General features: G+C 66.4%; 12 protein-coding genes and 3 pseudogenes. 11 read left to right on the forward strand and 4 right to left on the reverse strand.

Annotated elements, in window-relative coordinates:
* Nucleotides 1-232: 232 nt before the first annotated feature.
* Nucleotides 233-433 carry a ferredoxin gene (locus tag AB4Z47_RS00540; protein ID WP_441947153.1) on the reverse strand — a complete coding sequence of 67 codons (201 nt, stop codon included), beginning with the start codon at nucleotides 431-433 and terminating at the stop codon, nucleotides 233-235.
* 43 nt (nucleotides 434-476) lie between these two features.
* Nucleotides 477-1703 carry a cytochrome P450 gene (locus tag AB4Z47_RS00545; RefSeq protein ID WP_441947155.1) on the reverse strand — a complete coding sequence of 409 codons (1227 nt, stop codon included), beginning with the start codon at nucleotides 1701-1703 and terminating at the stop codon, nucleotides 477-479.
* Between the two features lie 329 nt (nucleotides 1704-2032).
* On the opposite strand from AB4Z47_RS00545, the gene AB4Z47_RS00550 reads away from it, so the two are divergent.
* On the forward strand, nucleotides 2033-5212 hold the full coding sequence (locus AB4Z47_RS00550) for a BTAD domain-containing putative transcriptional regulator (protein ID WP_441947156.1): 3180 nt from the start codon (nucleotides 2033-2035) through the stop codon (nucleotides 5210-5212).
* On the opposite strand, the gene AB4Z47_RS00555 is transcribed toward AB4Z47_RS00550, so the two are convergent.
* Complete coding sequence (locus AB4Z47_RS00555; protein ID WP_441947157.1) at nucleotides 5196-5351, reverse strand: hypothetical protein; 156 nt, start codon at nucleotides 5349-5351, stop codon at nucleotides 5196-5198. The two genes, AB4Z47_RS00550 and AB4Z47_RS00555, sit on opposite strands and share 17 nt — an antisense overlap.
* A gap of 37 nt (nucleotides 5352-5388) precedes the next feature.
* Between AB4Z47_RS00555 and AB4Z47_RS00560 the strand changes: the two genes are divergently transcribed.
* The 6 genes and pseudogenes from AB4Z47_RS00560 to AB4Z47_RS00585 all read left to right on the forward strand — a co-directional run bounded on the left by AB4Z47_RS00560 (nucleotide 5389) and on the right by AB4Z47_RS00585 (nucleotide 10559).
* Complete coding sequence (locus tag AB4Z47_RS00560) at nucleotides 5389-6492, forward strand: hypothetical protein (protein WP_441947158.1); 1104 nt, start codon at nucleotides 5389-5391, stop codon at nucleotides 6490-6492.
* On the forward strand, nucleotides 6479-7438 hold the full coding sequence (locus AB4Z47_RS00565) for a trypsin-like peptidase domain-containing protein (RefSeq protein WP_441947159.1): 960 nt from the start codon (nucleotides 6479-6481) through the stop codon (nucleotides 7436-7438). Before AB4Z47_RS00560 ends, AB4Z47_RS00565 begins: the two co-directional genes overlap by 14 nt.
* The gene (locus AB4Z47_RS00570; protein ID WP_441947161.1) at nucleotides 7372-8631 is read left to right on the forward strand and encodes an NB-ARC domain-containing protein; all 1260 of its coding nucleotides are present in this window, start codon (nucleotides 7372-7374) and stop codon (nucleotides 8629-8631) included. The genes AB4Z47_RS00565 and AB4Z47_RS00570 overlap by 67 nt, the downstream gene beginning before the upstream one ends.
* A 54-nt stretch (nucleotides 8632-8685) precedes the next feature.
* Nucleotides 8686-8850 (forward strand): WD40 repeat domain-containing protein, encoded by a 165-nt coding sequence (locus AB4Z47_RS00575; RefSeq protein WP_441947324.1) that lies wholly within the window; start codon nucleotides 8686-8688, stop codon nucleotides 8848-8850.
* Nucleotides 8811-8897 (forward strand): annotated as a pseudogene (locus AB4Z47_RS00580) (WD40 repeat domain-containing protein); the annotation flags it as partial. The gene AB4Z47_RS00575 and the pseudogene AB4Z47_RS00580, both read left to right, overlap by 40 nt.
* Nucleotides 8898-8933: 36 nt before the next feature.
* On the forward strand, nucleotides 8934-10559 hold the full coding sequence (locus AB4Z47_RS00585) for a WD40 repeat domain-containing protein (RefSeq protein ID WP_441947163.1): 1626 nt from the start codon (nucleotides 8934-8936) through the stop codon (nucleotides 10557-10559).
* 104 nt (nucleotides 10560-10663) lie between these two features.
* Here AB4Z47_RS00585 and AB4Z47_RS00590 read toward each other — a convergent pair.
* Nucleotides 10664-10903: pseudogene (locus tag AB4Z47_RS00590) on the reverse strand (CU044_2847 family protein); the annotation flags it as partial.
* A 125-nt stretch (nucleotides 10904-11028) separates the two neighbouring features.
* On the opposite strand from AB4Z47_RS00590, the gene AB4Z47_RS00595 reads away from it, so the two are divergent.
* The 4 genes and pseudogenes from AB4Z47_RS00595 (at nucleotide 11029) to AB4Z47_RS00610 (ending at nucleotide 13402) form a co-directional block, all read left to right on the forward strand.
* Nucleotides 11029-11184: a hypothetical protein gene (locus AB4Z47_RS00595; RefSeq protein WP_441947164.1), complete on the forward strand. Its 156-nt coding sequence runs from the start codon at nucleotides 11029-11031 to the stop codon at nucleotides 11182-11184.
* On the forward strand, nucleotides 11185-11724 hold the full coding sequence (locus AB4Z47_RS00600) for a glycosyltransferase (protein ID WP_441947325.1): 540 nt from the start codon (nucleotides 11185-11187) through the stop codon (nucleotides 11722-11724). It abuts the gene before it with no gap.
* Between the two features lie 185 nt (nucleotides 11725-11909).
* A pseudogene (locus tag AB4Z47_RS00605) lies at nucleotides 11910-13063 on the forward strand (IS1634 family transposase); the annotation flags it as partial.
* 72 nt (nucleotides 13064-13135) lie between these two features.
* Nucleotides 13136-13402, forward strand: a complete 267-nt coding sequence (locus AB4Z47_RS00610) for a hypothetical protein (protein ID WP_441947165.1) — start codon at nucleotides 13136-13138, stop codon at nucleotides 13400-13402.
* The last annotated feature ends 257 nt before the right edge of the window (nucleotides 13403-13659 follow it).

Raw genomic sequence — 13659 nt, forward strand, 5'->3', positions numbered from 1 at the left:
CGACCGGGCTCTGCCCGGGCGGCAGGCTCCGCATGGAACGCCTGCTCCGGATATTGAATATCCAGCGACTCGACCCCTCGCATATGACGACGCACGAATTCTATTTCGACGACATGGAGCAGGCATTCCGACATCGTCGCAGGAAGGGCTGCGGCTCTCCTACGACAGTCCGCCAGCACACGAGAACCCGAGTGACCGTCCTCAGTTGAGTTGATCGGCCTCTAGTCCACCTCTAGTCCCAGGACGCGTCGATTTCGAGCGCCCCGGACGGGCACGCATCCAAGGCCTCCCGCACCGCTGAGTGACTGCGCAGCGGTCTTGGGTCGAGCAACCGCACCCGGCCGTCGTCCTCGTCCTGATCGAAGATCTCCGGCGCGATAAGGGCGCACATGCCCGAGCCGATACAGCGCTCCCGATCCGCAGAGATTCGCACCTCGTTATCTCCTTTCGTGACCAACGGGTAGATCGAATATGTTTTACCGGGCCGTTTCCGTCCAGGTGACCGGCAGTTCGTGGACGCCGTAGATATTCATGTCGGTCCTGAGTTTCACCTCGCCGGCGGGGATGGCGAGCTCGAGGGTCGGGAAGCGACGCAGCAGTCCCTCGAAACCGGCGCGCATCTCGATGCGGGCGAGTTGCTGGCCGAGACATGTGTGGATGCCGTGGCCGAAGGCCAGGCGACCGCGGGCCTCGCGGCGGATGTCGAGGGTGTCGGGGTTGTCGAAGCGCTGAGGGTCGTGGTTGGCGGCCAGCAGTGAGACAACGACGGTGGATCCCTTGCCGATTGTTTCGCCGCCGAGTTCGATGTCATCGGTGGCGTAGCGATAGAAGATATCGGCAACGGACAGGTAGCGCAGGAGTTCCTCGACGGCATCGGGCAGCAGATCCGGGTCGGCGCGCAGTTCGGCCAGCTGCTCAGGGTGCTCCAAGAGTGCGAAAGTGCCCAGTGCCAGCATGTTGGCGGTGGTCTCGTGGCCCGCGAGCAGCAACAGGAAGGCGATGCCGGTCAGCTCCTCGATGGTGAGGTCGTCATTGCGGGCCAGGTCGGACAGTATGTCGTCGCCGGGCTCGGCGCGTTTGCACGTGACCAGTTCGGCGAGGTATGTGGTCATTGCGCCGTACGCGGCCATCTTCTCGTCGAGCGCCTGGTCCTTGACCAAGAATTTGGCGGAGTTGACTTGGAAGGTTTCCCGGTCGGCGTAGGGGACACCGAGCAGTTCGCAGATCACCAGCGAGGGCACCGGCAGCGCGAACTCCTTGACCAGGTCGACCGGCGGGGTCAGGCCCACCATCTCGTCCAGTTGCCGCTCGGCGATGTCGATGATGTGCTCTTCGAGCTGCTTCATCCGTTTGACGGTGAAGGCGCCGGTGAGCATGCGCCGCAGCCGGGTGTGGTCCGGTGGGTCCATGGCGATGAACAAGCCCGGAATCTGCGGGGACGGTTCGGTCGCGACGGGCATGCCGGGGATCTCGTACGGCACATGGAGAATGCCGATGTCCTGGCGGGAGCTGAACCGGTTGTCGGCCATGAGCTGGCGGACCGCGTCGTAGCCGGTGACGAGCCAGCCCTCGTGACCGTCGGGGAAGACCATGGGACTGACCGGGCGGGCCTCGCGCAGCCGGGTGATCTCGCGGGGCGGGTCGAAGGGGCCCGCATTGCGCTCCATGGGCAGGCCGTGCGGGATGGGAGCCGTTCGACGCATCGGATTTCCTTTCGTGGCGGTTGTTGCGACCACACTCGCCGACGTACCTGACATAGGACTGACACGGCTCTGACATCGACCATGCCGGAGACATGGTCGGCTGGCCCCGCGCGACGACGAACCGACCGCTATCGGACAACCGCCGCCGAAACCGTCCAGGGACAATGCGAAGTTCGACGGCGCCCGGCAGACAAGCCGAACAATCGGCCAGCTTCCCGGACGATTGACGACGACCTGCTGGTACCAGCCCAGGAACCGATACCTCGGCAACTATCTGCGCCGTATCAGCGGTCGGAGGCCTGCCAATCACCCATGGCAAGATCAGCCAGGTGCAGATCGGGATACTTGGACCATTCGAGATTCGCACGGACGACGGCGTTTTCGCCGACGTGTCGGGCGCCCGGCTGCGCGGGCTGTTGATCGCCCTCGCACTCGAACCAGGTCACGCGGTCCCGAAGGCGACGCTCATCGACTGGATCTGGGGTGAGCGCCCACCCTCCGACGCGGCGAATGCCTTGCACCGCTTGGTTTCCCGGCTGCGCAAGGCGCTGCCGGAAGGGTTGGTCGAGGGGCAGGGGGACGGCTACCGGTTGAGGGTGGAACCCGACGCCGTCGACGCGGTGCGCTTCGAACGCCTCGTCGCCCAGGGCCGCAATGCCGAGGATCCACGGCGGCTAGGGTGGCTGCGCGAGGCCCTCGCGTTGTGGCGTGGTGCGGCCATGCAGGACATCGGTTTGCAGGAGAGTGCGGCGTTCGACGCGGCGGTCACCCGGCTCGAGGGGTTACGCCTGACAGCCATTGAGGATCGGTTCGATGCGGAGATCAGCCTCGGCCACGGTGTGGAGCTGGTCACCGAACTGACCGACTTGGTGGCCGCGCATCCGGTGCGAGAACGGCTTGTCGCCGCGTTGATGCGTGCCCTCGCTGCGACCGGTCGCGACACCGAAGCGCTGCGGGTGTACGAGCGCACGAGAGAAACCCTGGCCGCCGAGCTGGGCGTCGACCCCGCACCGGAGTTGTCCGCATTGCACGTCGCGCTGCTGCGGGGTGAGTTGGGACGGCGGGAGGAAAACCGGAAGACCAACCTGCGTGCCGAGCTGACCAGCTTCGTCGGCAAGAACGCTGATGTCGCCGCGGTCCGCGAACTCATCGCCGAACATCGGCTCACCACCCTGATCGGGCCGGGCGGCTCGGGAAAGACCAGACTGGCCACGGAAACCGCGCGCACGCTGCTCGACGACCTGCCGGACGGGGCCTGGCTGGTCGAACTCGCGGCCATCGGCGCCGATGGTGACGTGGCGCAAGCGACGCTCGCCGCGCTCCGCCTGCGGGATGCTCTGCTCGGTGAGGCACCGGACGCGGAGCCGACGGACCGGGTCGTCGCCGCGGTCCGGGAGCGGGAGGCGCTGCTGATTCTGGACAACTGCGAGCACGTGATCGAGTCCGCGGCGACATTCGCCCATCGAGTGCTCGGAGAGTGCCGGCGGCTGCGGATCCTCGCGACGAGCAGGGAATCCCTCGGCATCACCGGCGAGGCGCTATGGCCGGTCGTGCCGCTGGCCTTGCCGAAGGGGGACGCCGACCCCGGCGAGATCGAGTCCGCTCCGGCCGTCCAGTTGCTGCGGGACCGAGCCGGCGCGGTGCGCAAGGACCTCGCGACCGACACCCACACATTGTCGACGCTGGCGCGGGTCTGCCGGGCGCTGGACGGGATGCCGCTGGCGATCGAACTGGCCGCGGCCAGGTTGCGCACCATGTCCCTCGATCAGCTCGCCCACGGGCTCGACGACCGGTTCCGCCTACTGACCGGCGGCAGCCGTACGGCGTTGCCGCGGCACCGGACGCTGCGTGCGGTGGTCGACTGGAGCTGGGAGCTGCTCACCGACGCCGAACGGATGGTCCTGTGCAGACTCTCGGTGTTCTCGAGCGGGGCGAGCCTGGAAGCGGCCGAGCGGGTCTGCGCGGGCACGGAGGGCGGGTCCGAAGGGCAGGGGGGCGGGAAGAACGTGGCGGTCGAGACGGGTCAGGTGCTCGAGTTGCTGACCGCGCTGACCGAGAAATCGCTGGTGCTCGCCGAGGGCGACCGGGCTCCGCGCTACCGGATGCTCGGCACGATCAAGGAGTACGCCGAGCAGCGTCTCGCGGAGGCGGGGGAATCGGATCTGACGCGTCGTGCGCATCTCGCGTATTTCACCGAACTCGCCGAAATCGCGGAGCCCCATCTTCGCCGCGCCGAGCAATTGGAATGGCTCGCCACGCTCGAGGCCGAGCACGACAACATCGCTGCCGCGATGCGCGGTGCGCTCGCGGCCGGCGAGGCAGACGGGGCGATGCGGCTCGCCGCTGCCGCCGGCTGGTACTGGTGGCTCGGCGGGCACAAGGCCGAGGGCATTGAGCTGATCATGGCGGCCACTGCCATGCCCGGCGAGGTGGCCGACGAGATCCGGGCCGTGGTGTACGCATTCGTCGTACAGTTCGTGGCCTCCGGGCGACAGGGTGACCAGTACCAGGCGCAGGAGTGGATCCACAAGGCTTACGAAATCAGCCGGCGTATTGAGGGCCGTCACCCGGCGCTGGCGTTCGTCGCCCCACTGGAGCGCATGCTGCGGGCGCCGGACGCGTTCTTGCCCGCGTGGGAATCATTGCTGGACGACAAGGACCCCTGGGTACGCGCACTGGCCCGGCTGCACCTCGGCAAGATGCGGATCCAACTCGGCCAGGGCGGCCGGGATGCGGACGCCTATCTCGAGCTCGCGCTCACCGAATTCCGCGCAATCGGCGACCGGTGGGGGATTTCGTTCGCCCTGACCGAGCTGGCGAATCGAATCGCCATGCGTGGCGAGTTCGCCGGTGCGTGCGAACACTACGAACAGGCGATCGCGGTCGTCATCGAGGTCGGTGCCATTGAGGATGTCGTGCCGATGCGGTCGCGGCAGGCCCAGTTGTACTGGCTGTTGGGCGATGAGGAGTCGAGCGCGGCTGCCATGGCCGAGGCACAACGGTCCGCGGAACGAATCGCCCGGCCGAATATGCTTGCCGAGCTGGCGCTGTCGAAGGCGGAGCTCGCGCGCTGGAGCGGCGACGCCGAGCAGGCACACCGGCAACTCGACGTCGCGACAGCGATGCTGGGCGATGACGCCGAGCTGGCAATCGTCCGCGCGGTGATACAAGATCTGCTCGGCTACCTTGCCGAGGATCTCGACGAGGCCCGGGAACACCGCATCGCCGCCTTCCAGGCGGCGTCCGAGGCGGGGCATGCACCCCTGATCGCGCAGGCGCTCGTCGGGGTCGCGGACCTGGCGCTGCGTGATCAACAGTACGAGCAGGCCGCGCGGCTGCTGGCGGCGAGCGTCGGCGTGCGCGGCCTGTCGGACCGTTCCCAACCGGATGCGGCCCGGATCGAGCAGTCCGCGCGGAGCCGCCTCGGCGACGCGGGGTTCGCCGAGGCGGCTCGGGAAGGCACGGAGACGAGCTGGAGTCAGCTGGTCGCGGTCACGCTCGGTTCTTGAACATGGAACGCGCCCACAGGTACCCGACGAGAGCGATCCCGACGCACGAGGCGATGGCGGCGATCGCGTCGCTGGAGGACGGCGCGCCGTTGAGCAACCCGCGCATGGTTTCCGCTCGCTCGAACACATGCGTCGACAACTGATGGTGACCGCACCGCAGTAGCATCATTGGCGCTGTGAACGACACTCCAATGGTGCAGGTTTCACCGTTTTCGGTGCTCGCGCAAGGTATCACTACCGACCCGGTGGCCGTGGTGCGGCGGTCCCGGTGTGTGGACGTGGTCGTTCTCGTTCACGAGGACCGCTTGCTACATCTGGTCTTGGACGGCACCACGATCGTCGATACCGCGCGCTTGGAGTTGCCCGCTGCGCCAGTGGGTCGGCCCGCGCTGGTCACCTGGGGTGCCGACCGACTAGATCTGTTCATTCGGGACGGCGAAACGCGGCTGTGGCACTGTGAATACACCAGCCGTTGGGGACCGTGGCGGCTCGCGCGAGCCGAAGGCGCGGTGTCGGACATGTGCGCCGTCAGTTGGAGTCGCGGTCGGTTCGATCTGATCGCCACCGGCGCCGTCGAGGTGATCGAACACTACTGGTATCAACATCCGATCGGCCTCATGGGGCCCGAGAGCCTGGCCGGGCGGGTCGTCGGACAGCCCGCAGCGGTGGTCACGAGTCTATACGGGGTGGAGGTCGTCGCACGCGGGAAGGACGGCGTGCTGCGCCGTCAGTACCACGTTCCGAATGAACGTACCCACGCGACACCTATGTTGCCCGGCCGCGCCACCTTCGATGTCGGTCCTGGCATGGCGGGGTCGACGGGAGAATCGTTGCACTGCACCGGAGATCCGATACTGGTGTGGTGCCGGGGCGTCGGATCCGTCCGGAATCGACTTGTCGCCTTCGCGCGGCATCATGATGGACTGGTCCAGTTCGAGCCCGGAGCAGAACAGCTGTGGCGGACCGGGCGCGGCGACAAGGTGCTGACCGCGGCCACGACGGTCTCCGATCCGCTGGCGGTATCGGCGATTCCGTCCCGCATCGACGTATTCTTCGGAGTATCGGAGGGAACGGTCGGCTGGGCGACGACCCGCATCATGGACGCAGGTGCGTCGTCAACGCGCATGCAGGTCATCACCGATGGAACCGGTTCGGTCGGCAGACCTGCCGTATGCTCGCCGTACGCCGGTCGGCTGGATCTGTTCATCCGCACGGTGGACGGAGATCTGCGGCACGGACGGTGTGACTTGAACGAGGAGCGCTGGAATGTGCGCAGCTGACTGGCGGCGGGCGCTGGTCGCGGTGCGCACCATCGACGGGGTCACAGTCGGCGCGGGATTCCTTGTCGCCCAACGCTTCGTGCTCACCTGTGCGCATGTCGTCGGCGACGCCACCGGAGCGGATGCCGCCGCGGCGGCGGCGCCGGTAGCGGAGGTGTCGGTCGAATTCACTCAGGCCCCCGGTATCGCATCGATGTCAGCAACGGTCGTGGGCTGGTCACCCGTGGGTGATCCGGATGGCGGCGATATCGCGGTACTGCAGCTGCCCGTACCGCCGCCGATCGAGCCGATCCGGCTACTCGACTCCGAGACCGTTCGCGACCACCCGTTTCGGGTGTACGGGTTTCCTGATGGTCACGACGCAGGTTTGTGGGCCGGTGGGGTGATTCGGGACCGGGTGGGCGGCGGCTGGTATCAGCTCGAAGACGTCAAGGTGCCTGGTTCCGCCATCGAGACCGGGTTCAGCGGTGGCGCCGTATACGACGAGGCAGTCGATCGGGTTGTCGGCATGGTGGTCGCGCGTGATCGTGCCGTCACCCGCAAGATCGGGTTCATGCTCCCGACCTCGCTTCTTGCCCGCACGCTGGGCGGGGTGGGTGTCGAGGTCGGCCAGTCGGTCAGCGCGGTCGGCGCGCTGTCGAATGTTCCAGTACTGCCATCCCAGTTCGTCACCCGAGCCGAGGTCGACGCGGTGAGTTCGACTTTACGGGTGGCTGGGCTCGAGGGTGCCAGGGTCGCGCTTGTCGGGACGGGTGGGGCAGGGAAATCTGTTCTCGCGGCGGAGGTGTGCCGCGATGACCGAGTACGAGCGGCGTTCCCGGATGGCGTCGTCTGGGTCGAACTCGGCCCGAACCCGTCCTGCCGACCAGGCAGGCACAGGTGGCCGCCGCATTCGGCCGAACCGGCATGGTCTTCGTCGACGCCCAGCAGGGCAAAGCGCTGCTGACCCAACTGCTGGCAGGGCGCCGATATCTGCTCGTCATCGACAATGTCTGGTCCGCATCGGATCTCGGTGATCTCGACATCGTCGAGGAACCCGGTCGACTGCTGTTCACCACGCGCGACGCCGCCATCGCCAGAGGCGTCGGGGCCTCGTGCCACGAGGTGCGAGAGTTGCCTCTGCGCCAGTCGCTGACTCTGCTGGCCAAATGGGCACGCACCGCAGTGGAGGCGCTGCCCCGAGAAGCGCTGGAGGTCGCCGTCGAATGCGGACATCTCGCGCTGGCCATGGCGATGGCCGGTGCCATGGTAGCGGGCAGGCCGAAGCGCTGGCGCGGGGTGCTACGACGACTGCGAGAGGCCGATCTCGGCAAGATCGCCCAGCAGTTCGGCAACTACCCTTATCCGAATCTGCTCCGCGCGATCAGCGTCGGCGTGGACGCCCTGGAACCGGACGACCGCGAGCGCTACCTCGAACTGGCCGTGTTCGCGGATCGCGAGCCTACTGTCGGTGCGGCACAGGCACTGTGGGCGCACGCCGGGCTGGACGATCTGGATGTGGCGGAGCTACTCGACCGACTCGCGGACCGGTCGCTGATCCATCTCGGGATCGATGGCAGATTCGGCCTCCACGATCTGCAGATGGACTATCTGCATCGGCAGTCCATCGACCTTCCCGGGTTGCACCAACTGCTAGTGGCGGCGTATCGCGCACAGGCTCCGGCCGGGTGGCAATACGGTCCGGATGATGGATATTTTTATCGGGCACTTCCACACCATCTCGTCGCCGCGGGAGAGGTTGCGCAGTTGCGGGATCTGCTGTCGCAGCTGGACTGGCTGCAGACTGTGCTGTGGGCGGCCGATGCGACGGAACTGCTCGCCGCGTATCGGCTACTGCCGCGGGCCGATCCGGTCACCGCTGTCGGCGATGCCCTGCGCCTGAGTAGTCATGCCCTCACGCGCAGCCGGGCGCAGCTGCCGGCCCAGCTCATCGGTCGTCTCGGCGATTCGGCGTGGCCGCAGATCAAGGATCTCATCGCTGCCGCGCGGAATCGGGAGGGCGAGCGATGGCTGCGTCCGCGGTCGGCCAGCCTGACGGCTCCGGGCGGCCCGCTGCTGTTCACGCTGGTCGGGCACACTAGTTCTGTTCGCGACGTGGTACTCACGCCGGACGATCGATACGCGGTGTCCGGAGGCTGAGATGGCAGTATCCGGGTCTGGGATCTGACCGACGATGGCCGGGAACGGTACCACCTGCGGGGCCACGAGGGGGGAATCTGGAGTCTCGCGGTATCGCCTGACGGGCGCTGGGTCTTGTCGGGATCCGCCGACGGCACGATCCGGTATGGGATCTGGCGGATGGCAGTGTCCGCGGCATCCTGCGGGGGCACAACGGCGCGGCCTGGTCGATCACGCTGATACCGGACAGCACGCTGCTCGCCTCGGCATCAATGGACGGCACTGTGCGCGTGTGGGATTGGCCGACAGAGGCGGAGAGAGGGGTGCTCGAGGGCCATCGCGGAAGTGTGTACACGGTGCGCGCCGCGCACGACGGACGCACGCTGGCGTCGAAATCCGAAGACGGCACGCTGAGAGTCTGGGATATTCACGACCTCGCCCCGAAGTGGTGCTTCGACACCGGCCAATACGGCGTGCAGTCACGCGCCATGGCACTGACCGATCGTCACGTCCTGTTCGCCGCGGACAACGGCGTCGTCCATTGCTGGGATCACACCGACGGAACCTTCCTCGGCGCCGACCGCGACCCCGCCCAGGGCCAGGTGTGGTCACTCGAGGTGACGCCGGACGGGTCCACCGCTGTCCTCGGCAGCGCCTCGGGCGCGGTGGAGCTTCTGAATATCGAATCCGGACTGACCACCGTGGAACTCGGACGGCATACCGGATGGGTCGAGATGGTGGCGTTGTCGCCCGACGGACGTCAGGTGCTGTCCGGTGCCGACGACGGCATCTTGCGATTGCGCGAGCGGTTCGCGGGCGAATCACCGACACGGGCCTACCGCGGCCACACCGGATGGATCGCCTCTGCCGCATTCAGTGCCGACGGAACTCGCGTCGTGTCCGCGGCGCAAGAGTCGACTCTGCGAGTCTGGGACGTGACAGCGGCAGCACAGCAGAGTGATTCGATGCATGCGGCCTGGATCGCATCGATCACGGTTGTCGACCCTCGAACAATCGTAGTGACCGCGGACGACGGATCGATGTCCACGTGGAATCTGCGAACCGGCCGACGGACGGCCCGCTGGATCACCACACAACCGGCCGTAGCTGTGGTCGAAGTACCCGGACTGGGTTGGCGGGTGTTCGGTCGAGGCGGTGACGCTACGTCCATTCCCTTGCCGGACAACGAAACCAACGAGACCGAGTCATGGCACGACACCGGCACGGAAGTCGCACGGGGAGAGTTGTGTGGGGTCGTTGCCCGTGCCGGCCGTTTGGCCATGGCCACAACCACCGGACTGCGGTTCACGGGCGCAATCGCCGCGAGGTCGAGCCTGACCGGGCCGGCGATCGAGATCGAACTCTCGGAGCCCCCACGCATGCTGGTGCCCGGCTTCGAGGACCACCACGTCGTCGTCGGTGGCGTACAGGGTGAGATCGGTGTCTGGGATGTGACGGCCGGGCTGCAGATTCAGTGCTATCGCGGTACCGGCGGCCCGATCATCAGCCTCGCCGTCGCCGAGCACCGGATCTTGTCCGGCTGTGTGTCGGGAGTGCTGTCGGCGTGGTGTCTCGGCTCGCCCGAACCCGTCTGGGAGCACCGAGCGCACGACTCGCTGCTGACCGGCATTCTCGTTGTCGGGGAGCGGGTAGTGACCTGCGGTGGCGATGGCACCGTCCGGTCATGGCGGGTATCCGACGGTGAGTCGCTCGGTGTTATCGCAGAACTGGGTGAACCGGTGCGCACGATAACCGCACTGCGCGGTGACCAACGCGTCGCGATCGGGGTCGGTGACCGCCTGACCGTTCACGATGTGGAATCGGCGACCGAAGTGGCCTGTTTCAGCGGCGACGGCCGGATCACCACCGTCACGGCGCTGCCGGACGGTGGTGTCGCGTGTGGTGAGGCGGCCGGTGCCGTGCACATCCTGACGCTGTGCGAACGATGAGGCGCGCACGGCCGACAACTCACCGGAGATCGTTTTCCCGGATTCCACGACAGCTTGACCGTCAAGTGTCCTTCCAGCGAGGTTTTGGCAATCACCGCCCCGGCCTCGGCGTTCAGCTTGATACCGAACTCCAACTCGACGCCGTCCGGTTTCAGATCGCCGTCACGGAACACCGCCAATGCCGCCGCGGCGGCATGCTGGATATCGGTCAGAGCGTCTTCGAAGCGCCGCTTCACATCGACTACCCCACCGCGGCCGACCCGTTGCACGCCGGCGTCGGACGGGTCCGCCTCGACCACGATCACGCCGTCCTCGCCGGCGCGAAAGCGCAGGAGTTCGCTCATGACCGCGCCTTTCCTCCGCTGGGCTCGGCCATCTGCGAAGCGCACCAAGACACGGTTCGCTCATTTCGTTCGCTCATGAGGCCAACCGCACCGCTGTGGCGTTGCAGCGCATTATCTTTGAACCGATGATCGGAGTAATGCTAGGACTCGGCGGCTATCGGGAGACCGCGCGATTGAGCGCGGCACGCGCCGAACGCATGACTGGTCTGGAATTCCACGTCATCGAGCACGCTCCGGCGGGGTTTCCCCGCGACGCGTTCCCCGGTTTCGTCAAACTCTGACTGTTCGAACTCGCGGCAGCGGACACCATCCTCTATCTGGATTCCGATGCTGTCGTACTGCGCCCCTGGTCGGCTGCCGCGCTGGCCGATCACGATGAATTCATCTGCGTGCGTGATCAGTTCATCGGACTCTATCCCGAGTACGACGCCGACCTACCCCGAGCCACGTACTTCAACGCCGGCATGTTCATCGTGAACCGCCGCGCGCACGAGCCGGTATTCACCTTCGCCGCGAAGCAGTGGCGCGACCGCGAACGCCCCCTCCCGATCGAGGACCAATCCGCGCTGAACTACGCGGTCCACACGCTGGGCACACCAACCCTGTTTCTGCCCGAAACCTACAATTACCTGCGCGCCCACGTCGACAACCGCGAGAACGACGACGGTGTGGTGATCGCACACTACACACCATCGGGAATAGCGAAAGCCCACCAGAAGCTTCTCGAACTCGCCGCCGACGTTGGGCAGAGTGGGACAGAGTCGGTGGGCCGTGCCGCCCAGGACGGTGTCGATGTGTTCGACGAGGGTGTGTCCGACTAGTCATCGCGAGTTCGCCGCGGTTGCTGCGTCAGTAGACGCATTTCGGCACATCCGCGTAGCGAACTGTACCCCGTTGCGACCTGACTCGGGACACCTTCGCCGCGAAGTCGGACATATGCTCGTTTGACCTGGAGTTTTGTTGCTCCGGGAGGGGTGTTTGGGGTACTAACCGGGTAAAGTCCGGCGTGTGGCGTACCACCGCGTCTGGAGCGGTGGCGGTGCAGGTCGCGAGTAAAGACCGCGGCCGGGTGCGGATCGTTGAGCATGTCGGGTCCGCTCACACCGATGCTGAGCTGGGAATTCTGTTGGAGCGGGCGCGGCGGATCGTCGGCGGGGATCAGGGTGTGCTCGACCTCGATGTCCCGGATCCGGTCGAGCGGATCTCCGATGTAGCCGACTTCCGTGCCCCGTGTTGCTGCCACCCGAATCACGGCCGGCGATGTTCGATTCTGCGGCCCGGACTTTGGGCACCAGCTCGCGGCTGCTCTACGACGTCCTGGCTGGTGTCTACGACCAGCTCGGGTTCGGCGTCGTTGCCGATCCGGTGTTCCGGGATCTGGTGATCGCCCCGATAGTGGAGCCGACGTCGAAGGCCGACGCGGTCCGCGCCCTAACCGACCTTGGCGCGGATCGGGTGTCGTACAAGACGATTCAACGCCACCTTGCCCAGATCGGTCCCGGTAAGTTTCGGGACCTGATCGCGGGCAGGTGCTTCGCCCACGCCGCCGCCACCGGGGGCTTGAGCCTGGTGCTCTACGACGTGACAACACAGTATTTCGAGGCCGAGTAAGAAGACGGCCTGCGCAAGGTCGGGTCCTCGAAGGAACGGCGGGTGGACCCGCAGATCCTGGTCGGGATGTTGGTCGACCGCACCGGGTTCCCTTTGGAGATCGGCTGTTTCGAAGGCAACACCGCCGAGACCACCACGATCGTGCCGATCATCGCCCAGTTCCAGAAACGGCATGGCCTCGAGGCCACCCGCATGGTCGTCGCCGCGGCCACCGGGATGCTCTCGGCGTCGAACCTGACCGAGCTCGACGCGGCAGGGCTGTCGTTCATCGTCGGTTCCCGCACGGTGAAAGCACCAGCCGATCTGGCGTCGCACTTCCACTGGCACGGCGAGGTGTTCACCGACGGGCAGATCATCGACACGGTCACCCCACGGCATGCTAAATCCCAGGTCAACGACCGACGCAATCGCGCTGAGCCGGTGTGGGATCCGCAGACGCAGCCAAAAGCGTGGCGGGCGGTGTGGCAGTACTCGACGTCGCGGGCTCGCCGCGATCATGACATCGTAGAGAACCAACGCGAGCCCGCCGATACTCGCGGCGTGGGCGAAACATGCTGTTGCTATCTGGTCGCGGTAATCGCTTGTGGCGCAACGGGTTAGCGCGTTGGCGTAGGTGTTGCGGTGTGCCGGTGTCATCCCGAGCTCGCCGACGACGCGGACGGTATCACTCATCGAGGTCGGCTGCACCAGCCGCGCCAGTACCAGCTGGAAGAACGCCTCATCGGCGATCACACCGAAACCGAGATTCCGCCAGCCGGTGGTGATGGTCTCGATCAGCCACCGGGCACGTTTGCCGGTGATCCGCGCCGGCCCGGGCGCGGCGCCATCCAGACCGAGATCCAGCATCTGCTGCCCGGCCAGCAGTCTGCTGCGGGCGGTCTCCAGTAATGCGGCCAGCTCGGAATCGGCATGGGCGGACCCCACGTGCTCGATGATCTTGTTGCGGCGCCCGTCCTTCTCCGCGATCTGCACCGCCGTCGCCCCGGACGCGGTCTTCACCTTGCGAATGAACGCCACAACCGGCAATCCTACCGACCGATTAGTGACCCACATCGACCACCAGTAACTCCGCGACCAGCAGCAATTACAAGCAGGTCATCCAATGTCCGATCAATTGTGCAACTCAGGTTGAACCGCAGGTTGCC

Origin of the sequence: Nocardia sp. 2TAF39 (assembly GCF_052114905.1) — a bacterium.
Lineage (GTDB): Bacteria > Actinomycetota > Actinomycetes > Mycobacteriales > Mycobacteriaceae > Nocardia.

Bases quoted from the DNA above. Each gene is read 5' to 3' on its own strand.
- AB4Z47_RS00545 (WP_441947155.1), bottom strand. From the start codon at position 1,703: ATGCGTCGAACGGCTCCCATCCCGCACGGCCTGCCCATGGAGCGCAAT.
- AB4Z47_RS00565 (WP_441947159.1), top strand. From the start codon at position 6,479: ATGTGCGCAGCTGACTGGCGGCGGGCGCTGGTCGCGGTGCGCACCATC.
- AB4Z47_RS00595 (WP_441947164.1), top strand. From the start codon at position 11,029: ATGATCGGAGTAATGCTAGGACTCGGCGGCTATCGGGAGACCGCGCGA.